Source organism: Chitinophagaceae bacterium, assembly GCA_007695095.1.
In the GTDB taxonomy this organism is placed as follows: Bacteria; Bacteroidota; Bacteroidia; order Chitinophagales; family REEL01; genus REEL01.
In genome coordinates this window covers 1-18,837 of record REEL01000156.1, presented here as the reverse complement: position 1 = coordinate 18,837, position 18,837 = coordinate 1, and the positions used below count along the sequence as shown (strand labels likewise).

General features: G+C 36.1%; 12 protein-coding genes. 2 read left to right on the top strand and 10 right to left on the bottom strand.

From position 1 onward, the window contains the following. Positions 1–436: 436 nt before the first annotated feature. Positions 437–2,383 (bottom strand): T9SS C-terminal target domain-containing protein, encoded by a 1,947-nt coding sequence (locus EA412_13290; protein ID TVR76588.1) that lies wholly within the window; start codon positions 2,381–2,383, stop codon positions 437–439. Positions 2,384–3,456: 1,073 nt separating this feature from the next. Here EA412_13290 and EA412_13285 point away from each other — a divergent pair. After that, positions 3,457–3,675: a hypothetical protein gene (locus EA412_13285; protein ID TVR76587.1), complete on the top strand. Its 219-nt coding sequence runs from the start codon at positions 3,457–3,459 to the stop codon at positions 3,673–3,675. A 14-nt stretch (positions 3,676–3,689) separates the two neighbouring features. On the opposite strand, the gene EA412_13280 is transcribed toward EA412_13285, so the two are convergent. From EA412_13280 to EA412_13240, 9 genes are all read right to left on the bottom strand, one after another. Next, complete coding sequence (locus tag EA412_13280) at positions 3,690–4,211, bottom strand: 50S ribosomal protein L27 (protein ID TVR76586.1); 522 nt, start codon at positions 4,209–4,211, stop codon at positions 3,690–3,692. Between the two features lie 31 nt (positions 4,212–4,242). Next, positions 4,243–4,551 (bottom strand): 50S ribosomal protein L21, encoded by a 309-nt coding sequence (gene rplU, locus EA412_13275; protein ID TVR76585.1) that lies wholly within the window; start codon positions 4,549–4,551, stop codon positions 4,243–4,245. Between the two features lie 110 nt (positions 4,552–4,661). Continuing rightward, entirely contained in the window at positions 4,662–9,626 is a 4,965-nt protein-coding gene (locus EA412_13270) for a hypothetical protein (protein TVR76584.1), read from the bottom strand. Positions 9,627–9,647: 21 nt separating this feature from the next. Then, positions 9,648–10,082 carry a hypothetical protein gene (locus tag EA412_13265; protein ID TVR76583.1) on the bottom strand — a complete coding sequence of 145 codons (435 nt, stop codon included), beginning with the start codon at positions 10,080–10,082 and terminating at the stop codon, positions 9,648–9,650. Positions 10,083–10,173: 91 nt separating this feature from the next. Beyond that, a complete protein-coding gene (locus EA412_13260; protein ID TVR76582.1) occupies positions 10,174–11,232 on the bottom strand; it encodes a glycosyltransferase family 9 protein in 1,059 nt (352 codons plus the stop codon). 4 nt (positions 11,233–11,236) lie between these two features. After that, a complete protein-coding gene (locus EA412_13255) occupies positions 11,237–11,773 on the bottom strand; it encodes a gamma carbonic anhydrase family protein (protein TVR76581.1) in 537 nt (178 codons plus the stop codon). Positions 11,774–11,923: 150 nt separating this feature from the next. Then, entirely contained in the window at positions 11,924–13,177 is a 1,254-nt protein-coding gene (locus EA412_13250) for a M48 family peptidase (GenBank protein ID TVR76580.1), read from the bottom strand. A 12-nt stretch (positions 13,178–13,189) separates the two neighbouring features. Further along, positions 13,190–13,726, bottom strand: a complete 537-nt coding sequence (locus tag EA412_13245) for a hypothetical protein (protein ID TVR76589.1) — start codon at positions 13,724–13,726, stop codon at positions 13,190–13,192. A gap of 142 nt (positions 13,727–13,868) precedes the next feature. After that, positions 13,869–15,272 carry a DUF5106 domain-containing protein gene (locus EA412_13240; protein ID TVR76579.1) on the bottom strand — a complete coding sequence of 468 codons (1,404 nt, stop codon included), beginning with the start codon at positions 15,270–15,272 and terminating at the stop codon, positions 13,869–13,871. A 331-nt stretch (positions 15,273–15,603) separates the two neighbouring features. On the opposite strand from EA412_13240, the gene gcvP reads away from it, so the two are divergent. Next, on the top strand, positions 15,604–18,492 hold the full coding sequence (gene gcvP / locus EA412_13235) for a glycine dehydrogenase (aminomethyl-transferring) (GenBank protein ID TVR76578.1): 2,889 nt from the start codon (positions 15,604–15,606) through the stop codon (positions 18,490–18,492). The last annotated feature ends 345 nt before the right edge of the window (positions 18,493–18,837 follow it).

The window sequence follows — 18,837 nt, the reverse complement described above, 5'->3', positions numbered from 1 at the left end:
ATAATTGTAAAAGTTTAAGTTTAGTAATATTCAAATATAGATAAAATATTTTGAATTAAATATAATTAATAGGTAAAAAATGTTAGCTTTAATGGAATTAAAATTACAATTGTTTGATAGTTAATACGTTAGTTAAATTTAATATTGAAAAATTTATGCTTTGATAATATTTAGGGATTAAAAATTTAATGTCTATAATCATTTTTTAAATAAATGTAAATTTGGTCTTAAGTTATATGCTTAATTAAGCGACTTAGATTTGAAGGAAGTTGGCTTGTTGTTGAGAATAAAGCCGGAATGTTATAAACCTCTGATGTAAAAGGTTTTCGTAATGACGGAAATTTTTTAGGTTGTCCCTTTTATGAACTGGCTAAAAAAAATTGCTGCCTTTGAATTTGTTCTCTTGGATCTTGCAAAACACCCCCCAAATTAAAAATCATTGTATTACTACAATGCGGGAATTATAAATATTACTGCCTGAAACCAACTTTAGTGTATAAACACCGGGAGCAAAACCTTGCATTTGTAATGAAAAAGATTGTTTCCCGGATAATAGCTCGAAATTTCCTTTAGAGACTTTTTTACCCTGCATATTGAAGATTTCATAGTTTGCTGATGTCTGTACCGGTGAATTTATTTTTATATAAATATTTTGATTAGCCAAAACCGGATTTGGATATACATCGATTTGACTGTAAAATTTTTCTAATTCATCAACACTTGTTGCTTCTGCAGTTGCAATCGTCTCACAACCGGAAGCATCAGTTACTGTAACAGTATAAGTGCCTGAAGATAGATTTTCAATCATAGCTTCATTTGAGCCGTTTGACCATGCATATTGATAGGGAGGTTTCCCTCCGTTTACATTTGCAGATAATGCATAGACCCCTTGTGTGATTTGAATATCTAAGTCCGGATATGGGTAGAGGTCAACTTCAGTTTGGATAGTGTCCTGGTTTGCGTCTGTTATGATAACATCATATTTTCCGGCTGACAGTCCTGTAAACTGACCACCTGAAATTTGTATATCAAATGGGGGATTATCACCGCTTACATCAATATCGATTTCACCATTATTTGCCTCTGCACAAAAATGTGTTTCTACATTAACTGTAAAGGATACGCTTTGTGTTGTATTGAAAACAATCATATTTGAAGAAGCTGAACAAAATGAAGTTGAATTAAAGGCTTTAACACGCGCACGTAAATTATTAGAAACCGGTAAATCATTAAAAATGACACTGGTGTCTGAAACGATTGTGTCTTTAATAATGTCTGAGAAGCCTGGATTTGAAGAAATTTCTATGCTGTATGCTTCCGCATTATTTACCGATGTCCATTTTAGCTGACTGTAATTAGCTTTTTGGTTCGTATTGTTTTGCGGATAAACAATTGTCGAAATTTCAGTTATTTCAGTTATTTGTGGAGGGTCAGGGTGGAGTAAGTAATCTCTTTCATCAAACAAATAAGCCTGCATTGCTGTCATTTGCTCACCGGAAAACCTGTTTGGCAGAAGAGCTTGTTGTGGTTGTATCCTATTCATAAATAATTCTGCATCTGGATGAATGGTATCACCTAAGGGGTCTGTAACTATTGCTGCGGGAAAGTCAGCAGGGTCAAAAGGGTATTGCCATGGAAAATACAGATAATCAGCATCTGTATCACAAAAAAAGTCACCTGCTTCATGACAGTTTCTGAGATTTGGGTCACGGGTTACATATTCCGGTGTATCCGGTGTTTCAAGGTGTGTCCAACCGTTATACGTAAAGGGAAGTGCAAAGTATCTGCCAATGTACCGCGTCAAGAATAGGGAGTTATTACCATTACAACCACTGCTTTGACTAAGCATTATAAATTCAGTTTCGTCCGCTTCAGGCAGATACCCATATACACATACCCCACCCGGAGATCTGGAATAAAATATATTAATAGCGTTGTTTACATATACTTCTTCAATAAAATGTATGACATCTTCAATATCTGTAAAGTCATTTAAACTATCATTTTTAATAAAATTTATGTCATCATACAAATAAAAATGAAAGCCCGTTTCTTCAAAATTGGCATTCAGCTCACACAAACGTTCAAGTAATACATTAACTGAAAATCTTTCACTGCCATCATTATTAGATACCAAATGTAACTGTAAGGGCACTAAAACTAAGTCCCCGGATTGTTTAAAATGGACATTTTGATTTTGAGCGACATGTTCTCTTAACCAGTTTTCCATATGTTTAGGATAGACATCTGTGTTATTTTGTCCAAAAACTAATGCTGTTTGGCACAAGAGAGATATAAAAATCAAGATTTTTAATTGATTTAGATATTTCATTATATTGGTTTTAAAAGGTTTTAAGTTGATAATTGCAAGCTGAAATTTCACTCAAATACTTATATTCAGTAAATATTTTTTTAAATCATTCATTTTAGACTTCCAATCTAAATATTAAAAAAGATAAATGTTATTATTTATATAGACTGTGATTTTATGAAATGGTTGCATGGTTTTTTTAAAAAAATTAATATAAGTTTTATTTTTTATAGAGTTTATGTTTTTTAAGTTCAATACTTTCTCTCGCGAAACTAAAGCAGTATCTTCATTAACTTTTCTATGCAAGATTCAAGCAGCAGATGCTTCAAATCAGGAATAAAGGCCGCACCCTTTCTGCGAAATGGCTTCTTTGTGGTCTTTCTGCGTGGAGTTTAGATCCATTTACCATTTTCCATTTGACATCATAATTTTTCCATATCCAGCTCTTTCTATTCAGGAGATTACCACACGCGACTTTGGGAGCATGCACAAAACCCAATACTTACGTTAGTCGCGCTCGTAATGACGGATTTTTTTTAAGTTCTCCCTTTTATTAGCCCGCTAATAAAATTGCTGCCTTTGATTTTTTGATTTTCTTGGAATTTGGGTTTTGTCATATTTGGGACTTGGATCTTTCCCACCCCCCAAGTCAGGAATAAAGGCCGCATTCCTTTTGCGTAACGGTTTCTTTAGTATCTTTCTGCTTTTAGTTTCGGTATCTATATTTAAATCTGAAGCCTATCGTGCTGTTAATTGGGCCTTGAGGGATTGTCCAATAAAACAAGAAAAATTAGACAATTAGACTTTGAGAAGAAAATGGAGCAAAAAAAGCCTCACTCCCCACCGTCATTGTGAGCTTCAAAAGGGGAGCCGAGAGGGCAAGCTTGAAGTGTGACAATCTCCTGATTGGGGGCAGGGGGTTCAAAATACTTTTAACAGGCTCTATCATGTCAAGAGATTGCCACATGCGACTTGGAGGCATTTACGAAACCCAAAATTTACGTTAGTCGCATTCGCAATGACGGAAGTTTTTTAGGTTGTTGCTTTTATGAGCGCGCTAATAAATTTGCTGCCTTTGAATTTTTGAATTCTTGGAATTTGTTCTCTTGGGACTTCTTTCCTGCCGATAATCGGGCCTTGAGGGGTTGCCCAATAAAACAAGAAAACCAGAACGTTTAGACTATGAGAAGGAAATGGACAGAGAACAGCCTTACAACCCACCGTCATTGGTAACTTCAAAAGAAAAGGCTTTGCGGGCATGCTTGAAGTGTGACAATCTCCTGATTGGGGGCATAATTCTCAGAATTACTAAAAATAAAAAAGCAGCCGATATTTACCGGCTGCTTCTAAAATTTATTTGTTGAAATTGAACTAAGCTTTATTCAGGCTTATCTTCAGAGTCGTCAGCTTTAGATTTTTTATCTTCTTTATCTTCTTTTTTTGCCGAATCATCTGCTTTCTTAGCTTTTGGTTCTTTTGCCTCTTTAGATTCTTTCTTTTCTTCTTTAGCTTTAGTAGTTGTTTCTTTAGTCTCTTCAACTTTGGTTTCTTCAACTACAGCTTCAGCTTTTGGAGCATCTGTTTTTTCCTCAACAACTTCTTTTTTCACTGCTTTTGGAGCTTCTTCAATAACTTCTGTTCCATTGTTTTTAGGCAAAACGTGAACAAAAGTACGATTCTTTCTAGCCTTCTTAAAAGTAACTACTCCATCAATAACAGCGTAGATAGTATGGTCTTTACCAATGTCTACACCTTCTCCCGGATAAAACTTAGTACCCCTTTGACGAATAATTATATTTCCGTTAATGGCAGTTTGCCCGCCAAATAACTTTACTCCCAGTCGCTTACTATGTGAATCTCTACCGTTTCTTGTACTACCCGCACCTTTCTTATGTGCCATGATTTTTTCTTTTTATACGTTCAAAAAAAAATTAACTGATTGTCTCAATGGTCAATTGAGTTAAATGCTGTCTGTGACCATTTTTAACTTTATAACCCTTTCTTCTTTTCTTCTTAAAAATGATAACTTTGTCTCCTTTGAAATGCTTGTCAATAGTTGCACTGACTTTAGCATTACTGACAAATGGCGTTCCAACAGAAACCTTACCATCATTATTGGTAAATAAAACATCACTGAAGTCGACTTTATCGCCTTCATTTGCATCAATTCTATTTACAACAACTTTTTGTCCCTTAGAAACTTTTAATTGTTGACCGCCGATATTTACTACTGCATACATAATTGTCGTTTTTTAACAGGTTGCAAAGATAAGTAATTTTTTGTTTGTTTACAAAAAGAGATAAATAAGTTTTTGCTTAAGCTGAAAAAAAATAATTATTCATCCTTTTTTTAGCGAATTAAGAGGAAACTTCCTTCCAGTAACTTGTTTGTACCATCCGGTAAAGCCAATTCAGATCTAAATATATAAGTATCTGTTGGTTGGAGTTCTCCATTATAATATCCGTTCCATCCGCTTTGTGAATTATTATGAAGCATCTTACCCCAGCGATTGTAAACTTGAAAGCTTTCTATTTTGACGACCGGTTCTGTAAGTATGAAAAAGGTGTTATTAAAACCATCGGCTACAAAAGCATCCGGTATTGCATATAAGTTATCTGAAACAAATACAGTTACGGAGTCTAAAGCTAAACAGTCATTTTCATCAGTAACCAAAATAGTGTAAGTCATCGTAGATGGGGGAGAAGCAATAGGAGATTGACTAAAAGGGCTGCTTAAATAATCAGCAGGATCCCATAAAACAGATAAACTACCCTGTCCGCCTGAAAGAATCTCATAAGATAAAACAGTTCCTGTCCCTTTAGCTATAATGGTATCCGGAGAAGCCGATAATACAAATGCTTCCGGTTCACTAATCGTAAAACTTATTTCCGAATTACAATTATTTTCATCAATTACCATTAAATTGTAGTTTGCACTACTTAGGTCATCTATAAAAGAGCTTTGCATACCATTATCCCAAAGAAAGCTGAGATTTCCGGTTCCTCCATCAGCTGTTACTTCAATATTTCCATCTGTGAGTCCAAAGCAACTAATTTGTTTTTTATCATAACTTATACTTATTGGATTAGGGTTTTCTAAAAATACAGAATCTGAGAAAAGGCAATTATTTGCATCTAAAATTTCAACAGAATACATACCGGTTGATAGATTATCAATCGTTTCAGTTGTTTCGTTGTTTGACCAGCTAATTTGAAAAGGATTAAGTCCCGAAGAAATATTTACACTTAAAGAGCCATCGGCTTCATCATGACAGCTGATATCAGTTACATCAAAAGAAAATAGAGTTGGTTGTGGAGGGCTAAGCGATAAATCATAAATTTTAAAACAACCCTTATCATCGGTTATAGTTACAAAATATGACCCTGTGCTTAAGTTACTAATCGAACTTTGTGTACTACCGTTTGACCAGCTGTATTGATATGGTGAAGTTCCACCACTAACATTTACAATATCTAAAGTTCCATCATTATTATCTGCGCAACTAACCTCAGTTTTATTAATTATAGCACTAATAGAGTCCGGAGTGTTTACTAAAAAGCTATCAGTAAAAGTACATCCGACTTCATCTGTTACGGTTAAAATATACATACCTTCAGTTAATCCTGAAATTGAAGAGCTTGTTGCTCCATTACTCCATTGATAGTTATAAGGAGTTGTGCCTCCGGAAAGGCTCACTGAAATTGAACCGTTTGAGCCATTGTAACAATTTACATCGTTTATTGAGGCATTACTTATAAGTAATTCATTATTTACACTAATTGAGATTATATTACTTATTCCTGAGCATCCGGCAGACTCAACAACTCGTCTGTAATATCTTAAACCTGTAAGCGAACCGGGTTGGTAATCGGGACTTTGAGCTCCACTTATCGCACTAAAGTTAAGTCCATCTGTACTTATTTCCCATTGATATGAATAGTTGCCATCCCCGCCTGAAGGCAGACTACCGATAAGTAAACCGGGCAATTCATTATAGCAGATAAACTGGCTGCTGTCAATTTGATTATTGGTAATAGCCCCCTGAACATAAATCTGAACAGTATTAGATGTGTCAGAACAGATACCTGAATTCACTATTCTTTTATACCATGTTGTTGTAAAAAGATTACCGGGCTGATAATTTTCATTATTTGCACCACTTATATTATTAAAGTTAATTCCGTCGCTTGACTCCTGCCATTGGTAAGTGTAAGATGATGTTCCCCCGGTAGGAACAGACCCGATGATTAGAGCAGGGCTTTCTCCTTCACAAATTGTATCTCCGGAAGCTATTTGGTTATTTAAAATTTCAGGAATAATGTCAATTACTACATTATTAAATCCATCTTCAATACAATTATTAGCTGAGGTAGCAACTATACTATATGTTCCGGCACTTGTTTGAAGTCCAAAATCCAATGAAAATCCGGTCCCTGTAACGGCTTGTCCAAGAGGATTTCCATTTAAAGTCAGTTGATAGCTTACATTTATTTCAGAACTGTCTAAAGAGATAATTAATCCGTTATTTCCGGCACAATATGAGCCTCCACCACTTAAATTTAGAAGAAGCGGCTGCGGAAAAAGCTGAATAACAGCGGTTCCGTTCATTACTTCTGTACAAACTCCCATAGGGTCAGTGGCCTGAACTGTGTAAGTCCCTGCTGTATTAAAATTCCCAAAAATCAATGCACCGCCTGTTCCATTAATTCCGCTTCCCAAAGGATTTCCATTCAAAAAAAGTTGATAAACAAAATTATTTTCTGAGCCACTTAATGTTATACTTGTACCTGTTGATTGCGGACAAATATTACCGCCACCATCCACTGTAAAAACTTGAGGAGATTGTGCAATAAAAATTTCTGCACTTCCATTCATATCAGCCGTACATCCGCCTGAAGCAGTTGCAGTAACTGTGTAAGATCCACTTTGAGTTTGTAATCCAAAATCTATTCCTGAACCGCTGCCACTGACCGGAGAGCCAATAGAAGCTCCATTTAAATTTAGTTGGTATTGGACGCCTTGCTGCGAATTTGACAAGCCAACTAAGGTGCCGCTTCCTGCTGAACAAATAGTATCACCACCGGTAACATTATAAATTTCAGGGGAGGGCAAGACAGTGAGGTCTTCATAAACCGGTATTGACCAGCCGCAACATTCATCTCTTACTTTTAATCTTATCTGATAATTGCCTGCACCTGGAAGACTAATTAAGCCGGGGTTTTGATCCGAACTTATAAAAACAGCTGTAGGATTAGAGGTGGAAACAATTGGTTTTTCCTGTATTTCCCAAAGATATTCTGCTCCCGAAGTAGTTGTGCTCAGTGAAAAGCTATCGACGGCACATAATTGATTAACAGAAAGGTCTATTTGAGGCAAAGGCCTGTTTTCTGTAATTTGGATAAATGAAGGGTAAGTTTGAGTTCCTATACTTACATCTTTTAGTCCTGTGGAGGTGTAATAAGCTAAGACATTATTGTCACTAAGTGAATAAGAGCTTATCCCATCTTCAAGATCGGGTGATAAAAAGCCGTCTAAACCTAGATTCCAGTTGTTAGAGCTGGTTTTACTCAGTAAAATTTCTGAATTTGTACAACCGAGATTTACGTTAGCAAACATATCTACGGGAAAAGTTGAAATAGGGGTAGAGGATGCTACTACACCTGTATTTACATCGTGATGATTTTGGCTAACTCCATTTGTTCCTCCTTGTCCGGAACCACCATTACCGCCATCTCCTCCACGACCTCCGGCACCACCGGCTCCTGTTTCTCCGCTACTGCATCCATTTGAAGCACAAGTACCGTTATAGTTCCAGTCAACATCACAAGAGGGGAAAGTAGGTCTTGAACCATGATTATTTGTAACTCTTGCACCGAATCCACCCATACCACCGTTGCCGCCTAAGCCACCTGAAGTTCCGGTTGTTCCTTGTCCCGCACTTCCCGGATTCAATGTTGTTTGAAATATATTGTAGTTAGGTGAATTGACAGTATATAGTGCAAATGCAGAGCCACCCGCTCCACCTCCTTGTCCACCTTCGCCCCCTTGACCGCCGCCACCGCCACCGCCACCTCCGGCACCTGAACCATCGATACCTGCACAGCCATTCCCACTCCCGTCACTACAGCTGAAAATTACGTTTGGGTTGTTCTCGCCGCCACCTCCGCCACCGCCCTGACCACCGCTTCCTCCGGCTCCATGTCCTCCATTTTGGCCTAAGACAGGTATATAGAAATTGTTAAAATTTCCATTGTTGAGCTGAACGGCAGAATTGAAAGAATTTCCATTATTACCATTAGCCCCATTTGCTCCGCGTCTGCCATGATCATTTAAATTATTTAATGAGGGGCATCCCGCATTCTGACAATCTGCAATTCCGCCTGAGCCACCATTACTGCCTCCGGGATTTCCTCCTCCTCCGGCACCGCCAATACCACCAACTCCGCCATTGCCCGGAGTTGAACTACCGGGACCTCTTCTTCCACCTGAAGCTCCGCCACCTCCATTGCCACCAGCACGCAGATTAGGTCCGGGACTCCCGTTTTGTCCGTTTACTCCTGTAACCCGATTACATCCTGAATTGTCCCACTGATTACCAATTGCTCCACCAGTTGCACTTGGAGCAGGATTTCCGGCACCAATACCTCCTATTCCTCCATGTCCTTCAGCTCTCGCCAGATCGCAATCTCCCCTTGTACCACATACACCACCACTACCATTAGAACCATTTGCAGCAGTAGGTGGAGGCGCTCCATCACTGGCACTTCCGGTTGTCACGGTTAGTCTGCTGGTGTATAATCCGGGACTGTTTATAGCATATATTCCATAAATTGAATGACCCCGGCGGTTTGTATGCGTGCCGATATTTGTGTTTAATGTGTTTATCACCATATCGCGAATAGAAACATCAGCAGCCCCATTGATTTCTATCCCGATTAAATGCCGGACTAAAACACCTCCAATGGTTACACTTTCTAAAGATGGGATAATATTGATAACCGTATTTGTGTTTATACTGGTTTTATTCCATTGACCGTCAAAACCTCCTTCAAGAGTAATATTATCTTCTGAAATGATTAGTTTTTGAGGAACGTTATAAGTTCCGGACTGTATTTTTATATGATTTCTGGGAGTGGTATTTGCCAGTTCAACAGCTCTTATAATGGTTGCAGGATTTGCCTTAGTACCCTGAGTGCTTTGACCTCCATCAGTGGTAACATATATAAAACCGCATGGCTCCTGAGCACTTAAATATGTAAAAAATATAGATGAAAATATAAATACGAATAACGTTAAAGCTGATTTAGTATTCATTTAAATTAAATTAGACGGTCGTTAATTGTCTTTAGAAATGAAAGAGATTCTTGATAATTCCGGTGTATCAGAAGCTTTTTCAAGAGAAAAAGCCATTCTTTCCATGCGAATAATAGAATGAGATTTTTTTATAGTAGCACCTTTCTCAATAAGGTATAAATTTTTATCGATAATTTCCCAATCACCTCTAAGCGTATAGCTTTCAGAAGTAATTTGAAATGTTTGATCTTCATTAAATTGATAAACCAAATTTTCTATTTCGGTACTTTCAAGTTTTCCATTTTCTTTATTAATTTTTTTCCACTCCGTCAATTGCCAGGGGGAAGACTCAATTAATATTTCAGAAAAAATATTATCCATATTACTGAAGTTCTCAATTTCAATATCAGTGGTGTTTTGAGCTATGGAGAAAGCTGTTTGAAACAGGAAAATAAATACAAGTAATCGAGTTAGCATAATTGATTTTTCATTTCTTATAGTAATATGTGTTCCAAGCTGAAAATTAAGACAATTTTTCGGTAATCAAAAGTAGCAAATAAAATTTTCGTTAAATATCTGCTTTTATAAGAACTTTATGCTCAGGGAAATTTTTTAGGGCTTCCAGTACATCAACAGCATCAAGTAGTCTCATGCACTTAAAATGTTTTTTAGGACATTTTCTAAAACCTAATTTTGAACAAGGCCGGCAATCTAAATCTGTAACTTCAATAATTTTATTTTTCTCCCGAGATTCGAAATTATCTGCATAAAAAGGGGTCATTCCAAAAGCCGGAATTGTGTTCCCCCACAATGAAATTATATCTTTTCCAAATGCAGCGGCGATATGCATTAAACCGGTATCAGGTGTTATAACAAATTTAGAAGCTTCTAAAAATGAAGCTGATGCACCTAAATTATATCTACCACAGGCATTAAATACCTGATTTGCCGGAAATTTTTTAACTATTTTATCCGCTTTCGGGAAATCCACTTTACTACCTAACAAAACTACCGGTATGCTTAAATTGGCGATTGTGTCTTCCAGAATAAAGCTGGGTATTTGTTTTGTATTATGTTTTGCTCCAATTACAATACTGGCAAATCCATCTTTGAAGTTATCAGGTAAATCATCTACATTCATACGATCTGCTTTACTCAGGAAAAAATCCAGTCCTTTTCCGTCATATTTTACTCCCAGAGGTTTGACAGTCTCCATGTATCTATCAACTATATGCAGGTCAGGTAAATTGTTTTTTTTAAAATTCACCATCATCCATTTTTGTACATTCAGTTTATCAAATGTGTAACTCGTTCCCATTAGACTAAAACGAAACCAAAAACTTCTCAGGCTTTTATGTAAATCAATTATATAATCAAATCTGATACCTTGAATTTTAAAGATTGTATCAGCCAGACTTTTTCTTAAATAGTGTGTCTGATCTATATAAGGGTTGTTTTCAATTATATTTTTAAAGTTTTTCTTGGTCAAAAAATGAATTTCGGCATTTGGGATTTGCTCTTTCAGGCAGCGTATTACCGGTGTAGTGAGCACAATATCCCCAATTGAGCTAAATCGAATAATCAATATCCGGACTTTTCTTTGTCTTCTTTCTCTTCTTCTTTCCATCCGTTTATTTAAATTGCTCTATATATTTTAAAGCTTCATTTCTGTAAACAGCAGCACCCAGCTTTATTTTTTCAATAACTTCAGGAGGTAAAGTTTTCACTATTTTCCCCGGGCTTCCTAAAACCATACTGTAATCAGGAATTTCCATATTTTCTGTAATCAAAGTATGAGCTCCGATTATGCAACCGTTTCCAATTTTTGCGCCATTTAATACAGTTGATTTAATGCCAATGAGATTATGATCTCCAATTGTACATCCATGAATCATAGCTCCATGACCAACTATGTTTTCTTTTCCTATTGTTACCGGTTTGCCGGGATCTACATGTATTAAAACACCTTCCTGTATATTTGTACTTTCTCCTATGTGGATTTTGTCAAAGTCTGCTCTTAAAACAGCATTATACCAAATAGAAACATGTTCATCAAGCTGAATGTCACCAATAACAACTGCATTATGTGCAATGAAAACATTTTTTTCACAACGAACTTTTGCTTCCAGTGATTTATAGTAAGGGTTATTTTCTGATATAATCTTCATTAATTTCCGACTTAAACTTTAATGTAATTGCTTTTTATTCAATAGATAACACATTTTTAAAATAATATAGTTACCCATGATTTTGCTGTGAAAACGACAAATTTAATTTAATAAAACTAAAATCACTCTTAAAATCTCAACTTTTTTAATCTAAGGTGATTGAGTTTTTTCAATATTATCTATACGACTGCTAAGTGGAGGATGCGAATAATAAATATAAACGTAAGACGGATGAGGCGTCAGATTAGCTAAATGATCTTTGCTCAGCTTTTTTAATGCTGTAATCATGGGAGATTTTTTGAAAATGCTTACAGCATAACTGTCTGCTTCAAATTCCATTTTACGGGAGAGTACATTACTGAAAATGCCGGTAATAATTGAAAGTGGTGTGTATAAAAAACTAAAAGCAATAAGAGATAAATGAATGTTATACTCAGTATGCTTTGCCCCTAAAGCTTCCGGAAGTAAGGTTGACTCAACTGCCCATCCGAGCAATACAAATAGCAGCAGTAGATTTACAGCACCGGAAATCAGGTTTTTGATAATATGTTTCTTCTTATAATGTCCAATTTCATGAGCTAATACAGCTATAATCTCATCCACTTCAAGCTTTTCAATTAATGTGTCAAATAAAACTATTTTTTTCTTTTTCCCCATACCACTAAAAAAAGCATTTGCTTTAGATGAGCGTTTAGAACCGTCCATTATATAGATTTGAGTAAGAGGAAAATCTACTTTTTGGGAAAGAGCTTCAATTTTTTCTTTTAATTCGCCATCTTCCAGAGGTGTTAATTTATTGAAAAGCGGCAATAAAAGACTTGTATAAAAATTAGAAATGAATAGTGAAATGACAGTTACAGAAATCCATGCAAAAAGCCAAAACCAAGCTCCTGCATTTTCTAAAAGTAGTATGAGAAGTGCTAATAAAAAGCCACCTAAAAGGGCACTAATTACTCCTGATTTTAGAATATCAATCACAAAAGTACGGGGAGTGGTCTTGTTGAAGCCATACTTTTCTTCAATTTTGAAAGTTTCGTAAATAGTAAAAGGTAAATTAATAAAAAAACTTACTGTACTTAAAATTCCAAAAAATAAAAGAGCAATCGTTATAGGATGGCCGGTATAATTTCTCACAAAATCGTCTAGCAGGCCAAAGCCACCAAACATCAGAAAAGTTAAAACAATAATCGTACTAAAACTGGAAGTTATAAAGGCAAACCGACCGGTTTCTTTTTCATAAGCTTGTGATTTTTCATATTCATCACGGGAGTAAACACCTTTAACATTTTGAGGTGGTTTAGTTTCACGACAAGTATTGTTCAGGTATTCGAGATATCTGGAAAAAGCATAGCTGAATAAGATGATAGCAGCTATAATTAGTGTAAGCGGATTATCAATTAACATTAATAAAACTTCCTATGAGGTTACTTTTTGGAAAGCAGGGTGATAGCTTTTTATCATATAAAATGCTCCAAACAAAACAAAAGTAAAGCTTAAATCACCTAATACATTATAGTGAAAGAAAGGGATTGCAGCAGCATAAGAAGCACCTAATCCGGCTAAGGAATAGGTATAAAAGCCGGTAAGCCAAACTCCAAAGTTTGAAACAGTGAAAAATATAATAGAGGCTGCGAGTCCACCACCTACTAATCTGCTGAATGATACTTTTTTAAGAATACTTCTACCGGCTAAAACTATAAATATAAAAGATAAATACACAAAAGGCATCATACCGTAGAATCCTTTGATAGGTTGAATTCCTGCCATAAAAGTCAATTGAAAGATTAAATCGCTCAAAAATAAAGCACCTAATGGTAATAAAATAGCTAACCTTTTATTTGACAAGAATGCTCCTCCGAGGAGTGCCAAAGCTCCAATAGGAGCAAAATTAGGTGGTGTTGGAAGTAAGCGGAGAAATGTACCAATGAAAATAAATCCAAAAATTAGTATCAGCGCTGATTTATTCTTATTATTAATCATTTGTTTTCGTGTTTTGCGGATGAATTTCTTTTTTTATTAAAAGACAAAATTAATAATAAATTTAATAGTCACTTAACTATCGTCAATGAAAGTTCAACCAAAAATGAATTTAATATTATTGCTGTTTATCGGCAATCAGCCTTTTTAGATATTCATGCAGTTGTTCAACACCTAAATTTTTAGCAATAATTTTTTTGTTTTCGTCTAAAAGAAAGACAACCGGTGTTGCATTAATATCATAATGATTTCTGAAATTACTTCTAAAATCGGGATCAGCTACATTTATCCAGTTTAAATTATGCTCATCAACATAATTCTTCCATTTTTCCAGCTCTCTTTCAGTAGTAACGGCAAAAATTTCAACACCATCTTCATTCAACTCGTCATACATTGTTTTCAACTTAGGCGTTGAACGGCGACAATGCCCACAATCCGGATCCCAAAAGTATAATACGGTATAATCTGCATCTACATCTAATAGGGAATGCCAATTACCATTTGTGTCCTGCAGTCGGATATTTTGGGCTTTTTTACCAATTAATAATGGTTTTAAAGTGCTCGCTCTATCTCTTATCCTCAATAGACGGGCTTCATCCATCCAAAAAGCCTGATCACCGGAGTAATAATTTTCAACCATGTGGACGAATACGGCATCCATACCCATGATTTTATGCCTTTCAAAGGTGCTGGTTATATGTACAACTACATGTCTGAAAATATCTTTGTTTGCTCTTGCTTTTTCCACCAGATAATCAGCTGTTTGTATCAGTGAATCAGGGTGCTGAGGGGTTAATCTTTCAATATATTGAACAATTTTGCTATGGAAAATAGGCGTTCTTAACAATCTGGAATCACTGAAATCTACTTTGTCAAAAAAGTGAGTTTTATAATACTGATAACGAAACATTTGGGGATCTTCACCCTCCGGAACCTCAGGAATTTCCGGTTCTTCCATTGCATTTAAAAGATTTGATAAAAATGTCCCATTGTGCTTTTTTGCAACATCCCTTCTGTAATCTCTTACACTTTTCTCTATGGACTGTATTTCTGCGCGTATTTCATCTATCTTTTCTTCACTGTCTGCATTAGCCATCCTACGCCTTCTTTGTTCAACTTCCCGTCCTTTGGGAGTAATATATTTTAAATACTCGTAAAAAGCCTGATTTTCTTTTGAGCCTCTTACTTTCATATTTTTAATGTAATCACTTTTGCTGGTTTCTAAACTGAAGTTTGTTTCTGTCCCATTAATTAAAAACTCAAAATACCGCTGATCGGGCATAACCGCCATATATATACCTCCTTGCAGCATTGTATCTCTTTCGAAGACAAAGCGACCTCTGCTATCAATTTTTACCGTATCACTGACATATTGCTTATCAGTGAAATGATAGGCAATCAAAGCAGTTGTATCCTTAAAGCCATCAACAGTAAATTGAATTTTAATTCCTGTTGAAAATGCCGGAAGGGAAACGGCGAGGAAGGCAATTAAAAAAAACCAATGTAGAAAGTTCTTTTTCATAAAATTATTTGTTTCGTTAGTTCAATCTTTTAAGCTAAAGCCAAGTTTAAATCTAAAAATGTACCGGATGTTAAATCGTAAAAAGGGCATTTTTATTATTCACAAATCTAAAACGTCTTTTAGTTATTTTTCGTTTGAATTGCAGTAATTTTTTTTGTAATTCCTGATTTTACTTACCATTATTCAATTAATGTAGTTGTCAATTCAAAAATCTTTAAACAATAAAGATAGCTTAGGGTTTTTATAATGGCGATTATTTAAGAGAAAAATAATTTTAAATTATAGCTTAAATAGTCCTTACAATAGTCTTAAATTTGCAAAAAAATTGAAAATGAACAGAGAGAACACAGGGTCATTTGACATCAGACATATAGGTCCGGACAAGGATCAGAAAGAAGACATGTTAAAAATAATCGGTGCCGATTCAATTGAGCAGTTAATTGATGAAACAATCCCGAAATCAATACGACTTGACAAATCACTTTCGGGTCCCAAAGCAATAAGTGAGTATGAATATGTGCGCATGTTAAAGAAGAAAGCTTCTAAGAATAAAGTTTTCAGAAGTTATATTGGTCTTGGATACAACAATACATTTACGCCCCCGGTCATACAAAGAAATATATTTGAAAATCCGGGATGGTACACTCAGTACACTCCTTATCAGGCTGAAATTTCACAAGGTAGATTAGAGGCGTTGCTGAATTTTCAGACGATGGTTTCTGAATTGACCGGTATGGAGCTTTCAAATGCTTCTTTACTAGACGAAGGAACATCAGTAGCTGAAGGAATGTCATTGGCTTATGAAGTAGGAAATAAAGGAAAAAAGAATCCGGATACAAAGTTTTTTGTTGATAAAAATGCTTACAAGCAAACCAGAGATATTTTAGAATTGAGAGCTGAGCCACTCGGAATAGAAATTGTTTATGGTGATCCTAAAAACTTCAGGGATGAGGATGGTTTCTTTGGTGTTTTTATTCAGAATCCCGATATTGACGGTGCGGTGCATGACTACAGCCGGCAAATTTCTGCAATGAAGGAAAAGGGTTTAGTTGTTGTCATGGCAGTAGATTTATTGAGTTTGACTATGATTACTCCTCCCGGTGAGTGGGGTGCAGATGTGGTAGTTGGTAATACACAGCGTTTTGGCGTACCTATGGGATATGGTGGTCCTCATGCTGCTTTTTTTGCAACAAAAGAAGAATATGTCCGCTCAGTACCCGGTAGAATAATAGGGGTTTCACTTGATGCTCACGGTAATAAATGTTACCGTATGACTCTTCAAACCCGTGAACAACATATAAAAAGAGATAAAGCCACCAGTAATATTTGTACTGCACAGGCACTTTTGGCTATAATGGCAGGAGCTTATGCCGTTTATCATGGTCCGGTTGGTTTGTACAATATAGCAGAGTCAATTCATAAAAAATCGGTTAAATTGCAGACTTTACTGGAAAAAGCCGGTTATAAGCAGCTCAATTCTCAATATTTTGATACAATATCCATAGATACTTCAGAAGATAAAGATTTGATGGATTCTATTGAGCGTATAGCCTTAAAAAAAGAAATTAACTTTAATTACGACCGAGAAAGAAACAGAATAGGAATTGCCTTAGATGAAACCACACTGGAAGAAGATTTGATTGAAATATGTGAGGTTTTTTATCAGGCAAAAAGTAAAAGCTTCAAAGATATCGGATTAACTGAGCATTATCCTGTAATACTTGAAGAGAAGCTTGTTCGGAAAAAAAGCTTTTTACAGCATCCTGTTTTTCAAATGTATCATACTGAGACCAAGATGATGCGTTATTTAAAATCTTTGGAAAATAAAGATTTATCACTTACAACATCTATGATTCCCTTAGGTAGTTGTACTATGAAATTAAATGCTGCAGTACAATTGCAGGCAGTCAGCTGGCCGGAATTTGGAGCTTTGCATCCTTTTGCACCAACTGAGCAGGCGCAGGCATATACTGAAATTGTAAAAGAACTTGAGGAATATTTGAATATTATCACCGGTTTTAGTGCAACTTCACTACAGCCAAACAGTGGAGCTCAGGGTGAATATGCGGGTTTGATGGTGATTAGAGCTTATTTACATGATAAAGGTGAGAAACAGCGTAAAGTTGTTTTAATTCCTTCATCTGCACACGGAACGAATCCGGCAAGTGCTGTTATGGCAGGGTTCAAAGTCGTTGTAGTAAAATGTGATAATTATGGCAATATTGATGTTGAAGATTTAAAACAAAAATCAGAAAAATATAAAGATGAACTGGCTGCTCTGATGATAACCTACCCTTCGACGCATGGTGTGTTTGAGTCAGCAGTTCAGGAAATTTGTGAAATAATTCATCAATACGGCGGACAGGTTTATATGGATGGAGCAAATATGAATGCTCAGGTTGGTTTGACCAGTCCGGCAAAAATTGGTGCGGATGTTTGTCATTTGAATTTACACAAGACCTTTAGTATTCCTCATGGCGGGGGAGGTCCGGGTATGGGTCCAATTTGTGTTGCAGCTCATTTAGCACCGTATTTACCGGGGCATAAGCTTTTAAAAACCGGTGGTGAAAAAGCAATTCCGGCTGTTTCTGCCGCTCCTTTTGGCAGTGCTTCAATTTTGTTAATATCTTATGCTTACATTCGACTATTAGGAGCTGAAGGTATGCGCAAGTCAACAGAAATGGCAATTTTAAATGCAAATTATATTAAGACTCGCTTAGAACCTTATTATGAAATTTTATACACCGGTGAAAAAGGCAGAGCTGCCCACGAGTTAATTATTGATTTAAGAGGGTTTAAAAGAGATGGAAATATAGAAGTTGAAGATGTTGCAAAGCGTTTGATAGATTATAGTTTTCATGCTCCCACTGTTTCTTTTCCGGTACCGGGTACTATGATGATTGAGCCTACAGAAAGTGAAGATAAAGATGAACTGGATCGCTTTTGTGACGCAATGATAAGTATTCGGGAAGAAATAGAAGAGGTGATAAGCGGGAAAGCTGATAAGGTTGATAATGTGTTAAAAAATGCACCTCATACAGCTAATCATGCAACTTCTGATTCCTGGGGACACCCTTACACAAGAGAACAGGCAGTTTATCCGAAAGTCTGGCTAAAGTCAAAGAAGTTTTGGGTACCTATTGGCAGGGTCAGCAATACATACGGTGACAGGAATTTGTTTTGTGTTTGTCCTCCAATGGAAAGTTTTGAAACTGCATAAATCCGTTGACATTATAAATTTCCCATTTATAAACCTTTCTAACTTTTTTTTAGAAAAAAAGGGTTAACAAAAAAATTGCGGCTGAATTCCTCCTTGACCCGCTATGCTTTCACTTGCTAAAAATTTTAAACTCCTGACGTCGGACAGTAAAATTTTTCACGCAAGATTCAAGCAGCGGGTACCCCAAGTCCGGAATAAAGGCCGCATCCCTTCTGCAAAACGGCTTCTTTATGGTCTTTAAGCTTAAAGTTTATCTAAAATATAAATACAAAAGCCTGTCGTGCCGTTAGTCGGGCCTTGAGGGATTGTCCAATAAAACAAGAAAACCGGAACGCAATCACGACA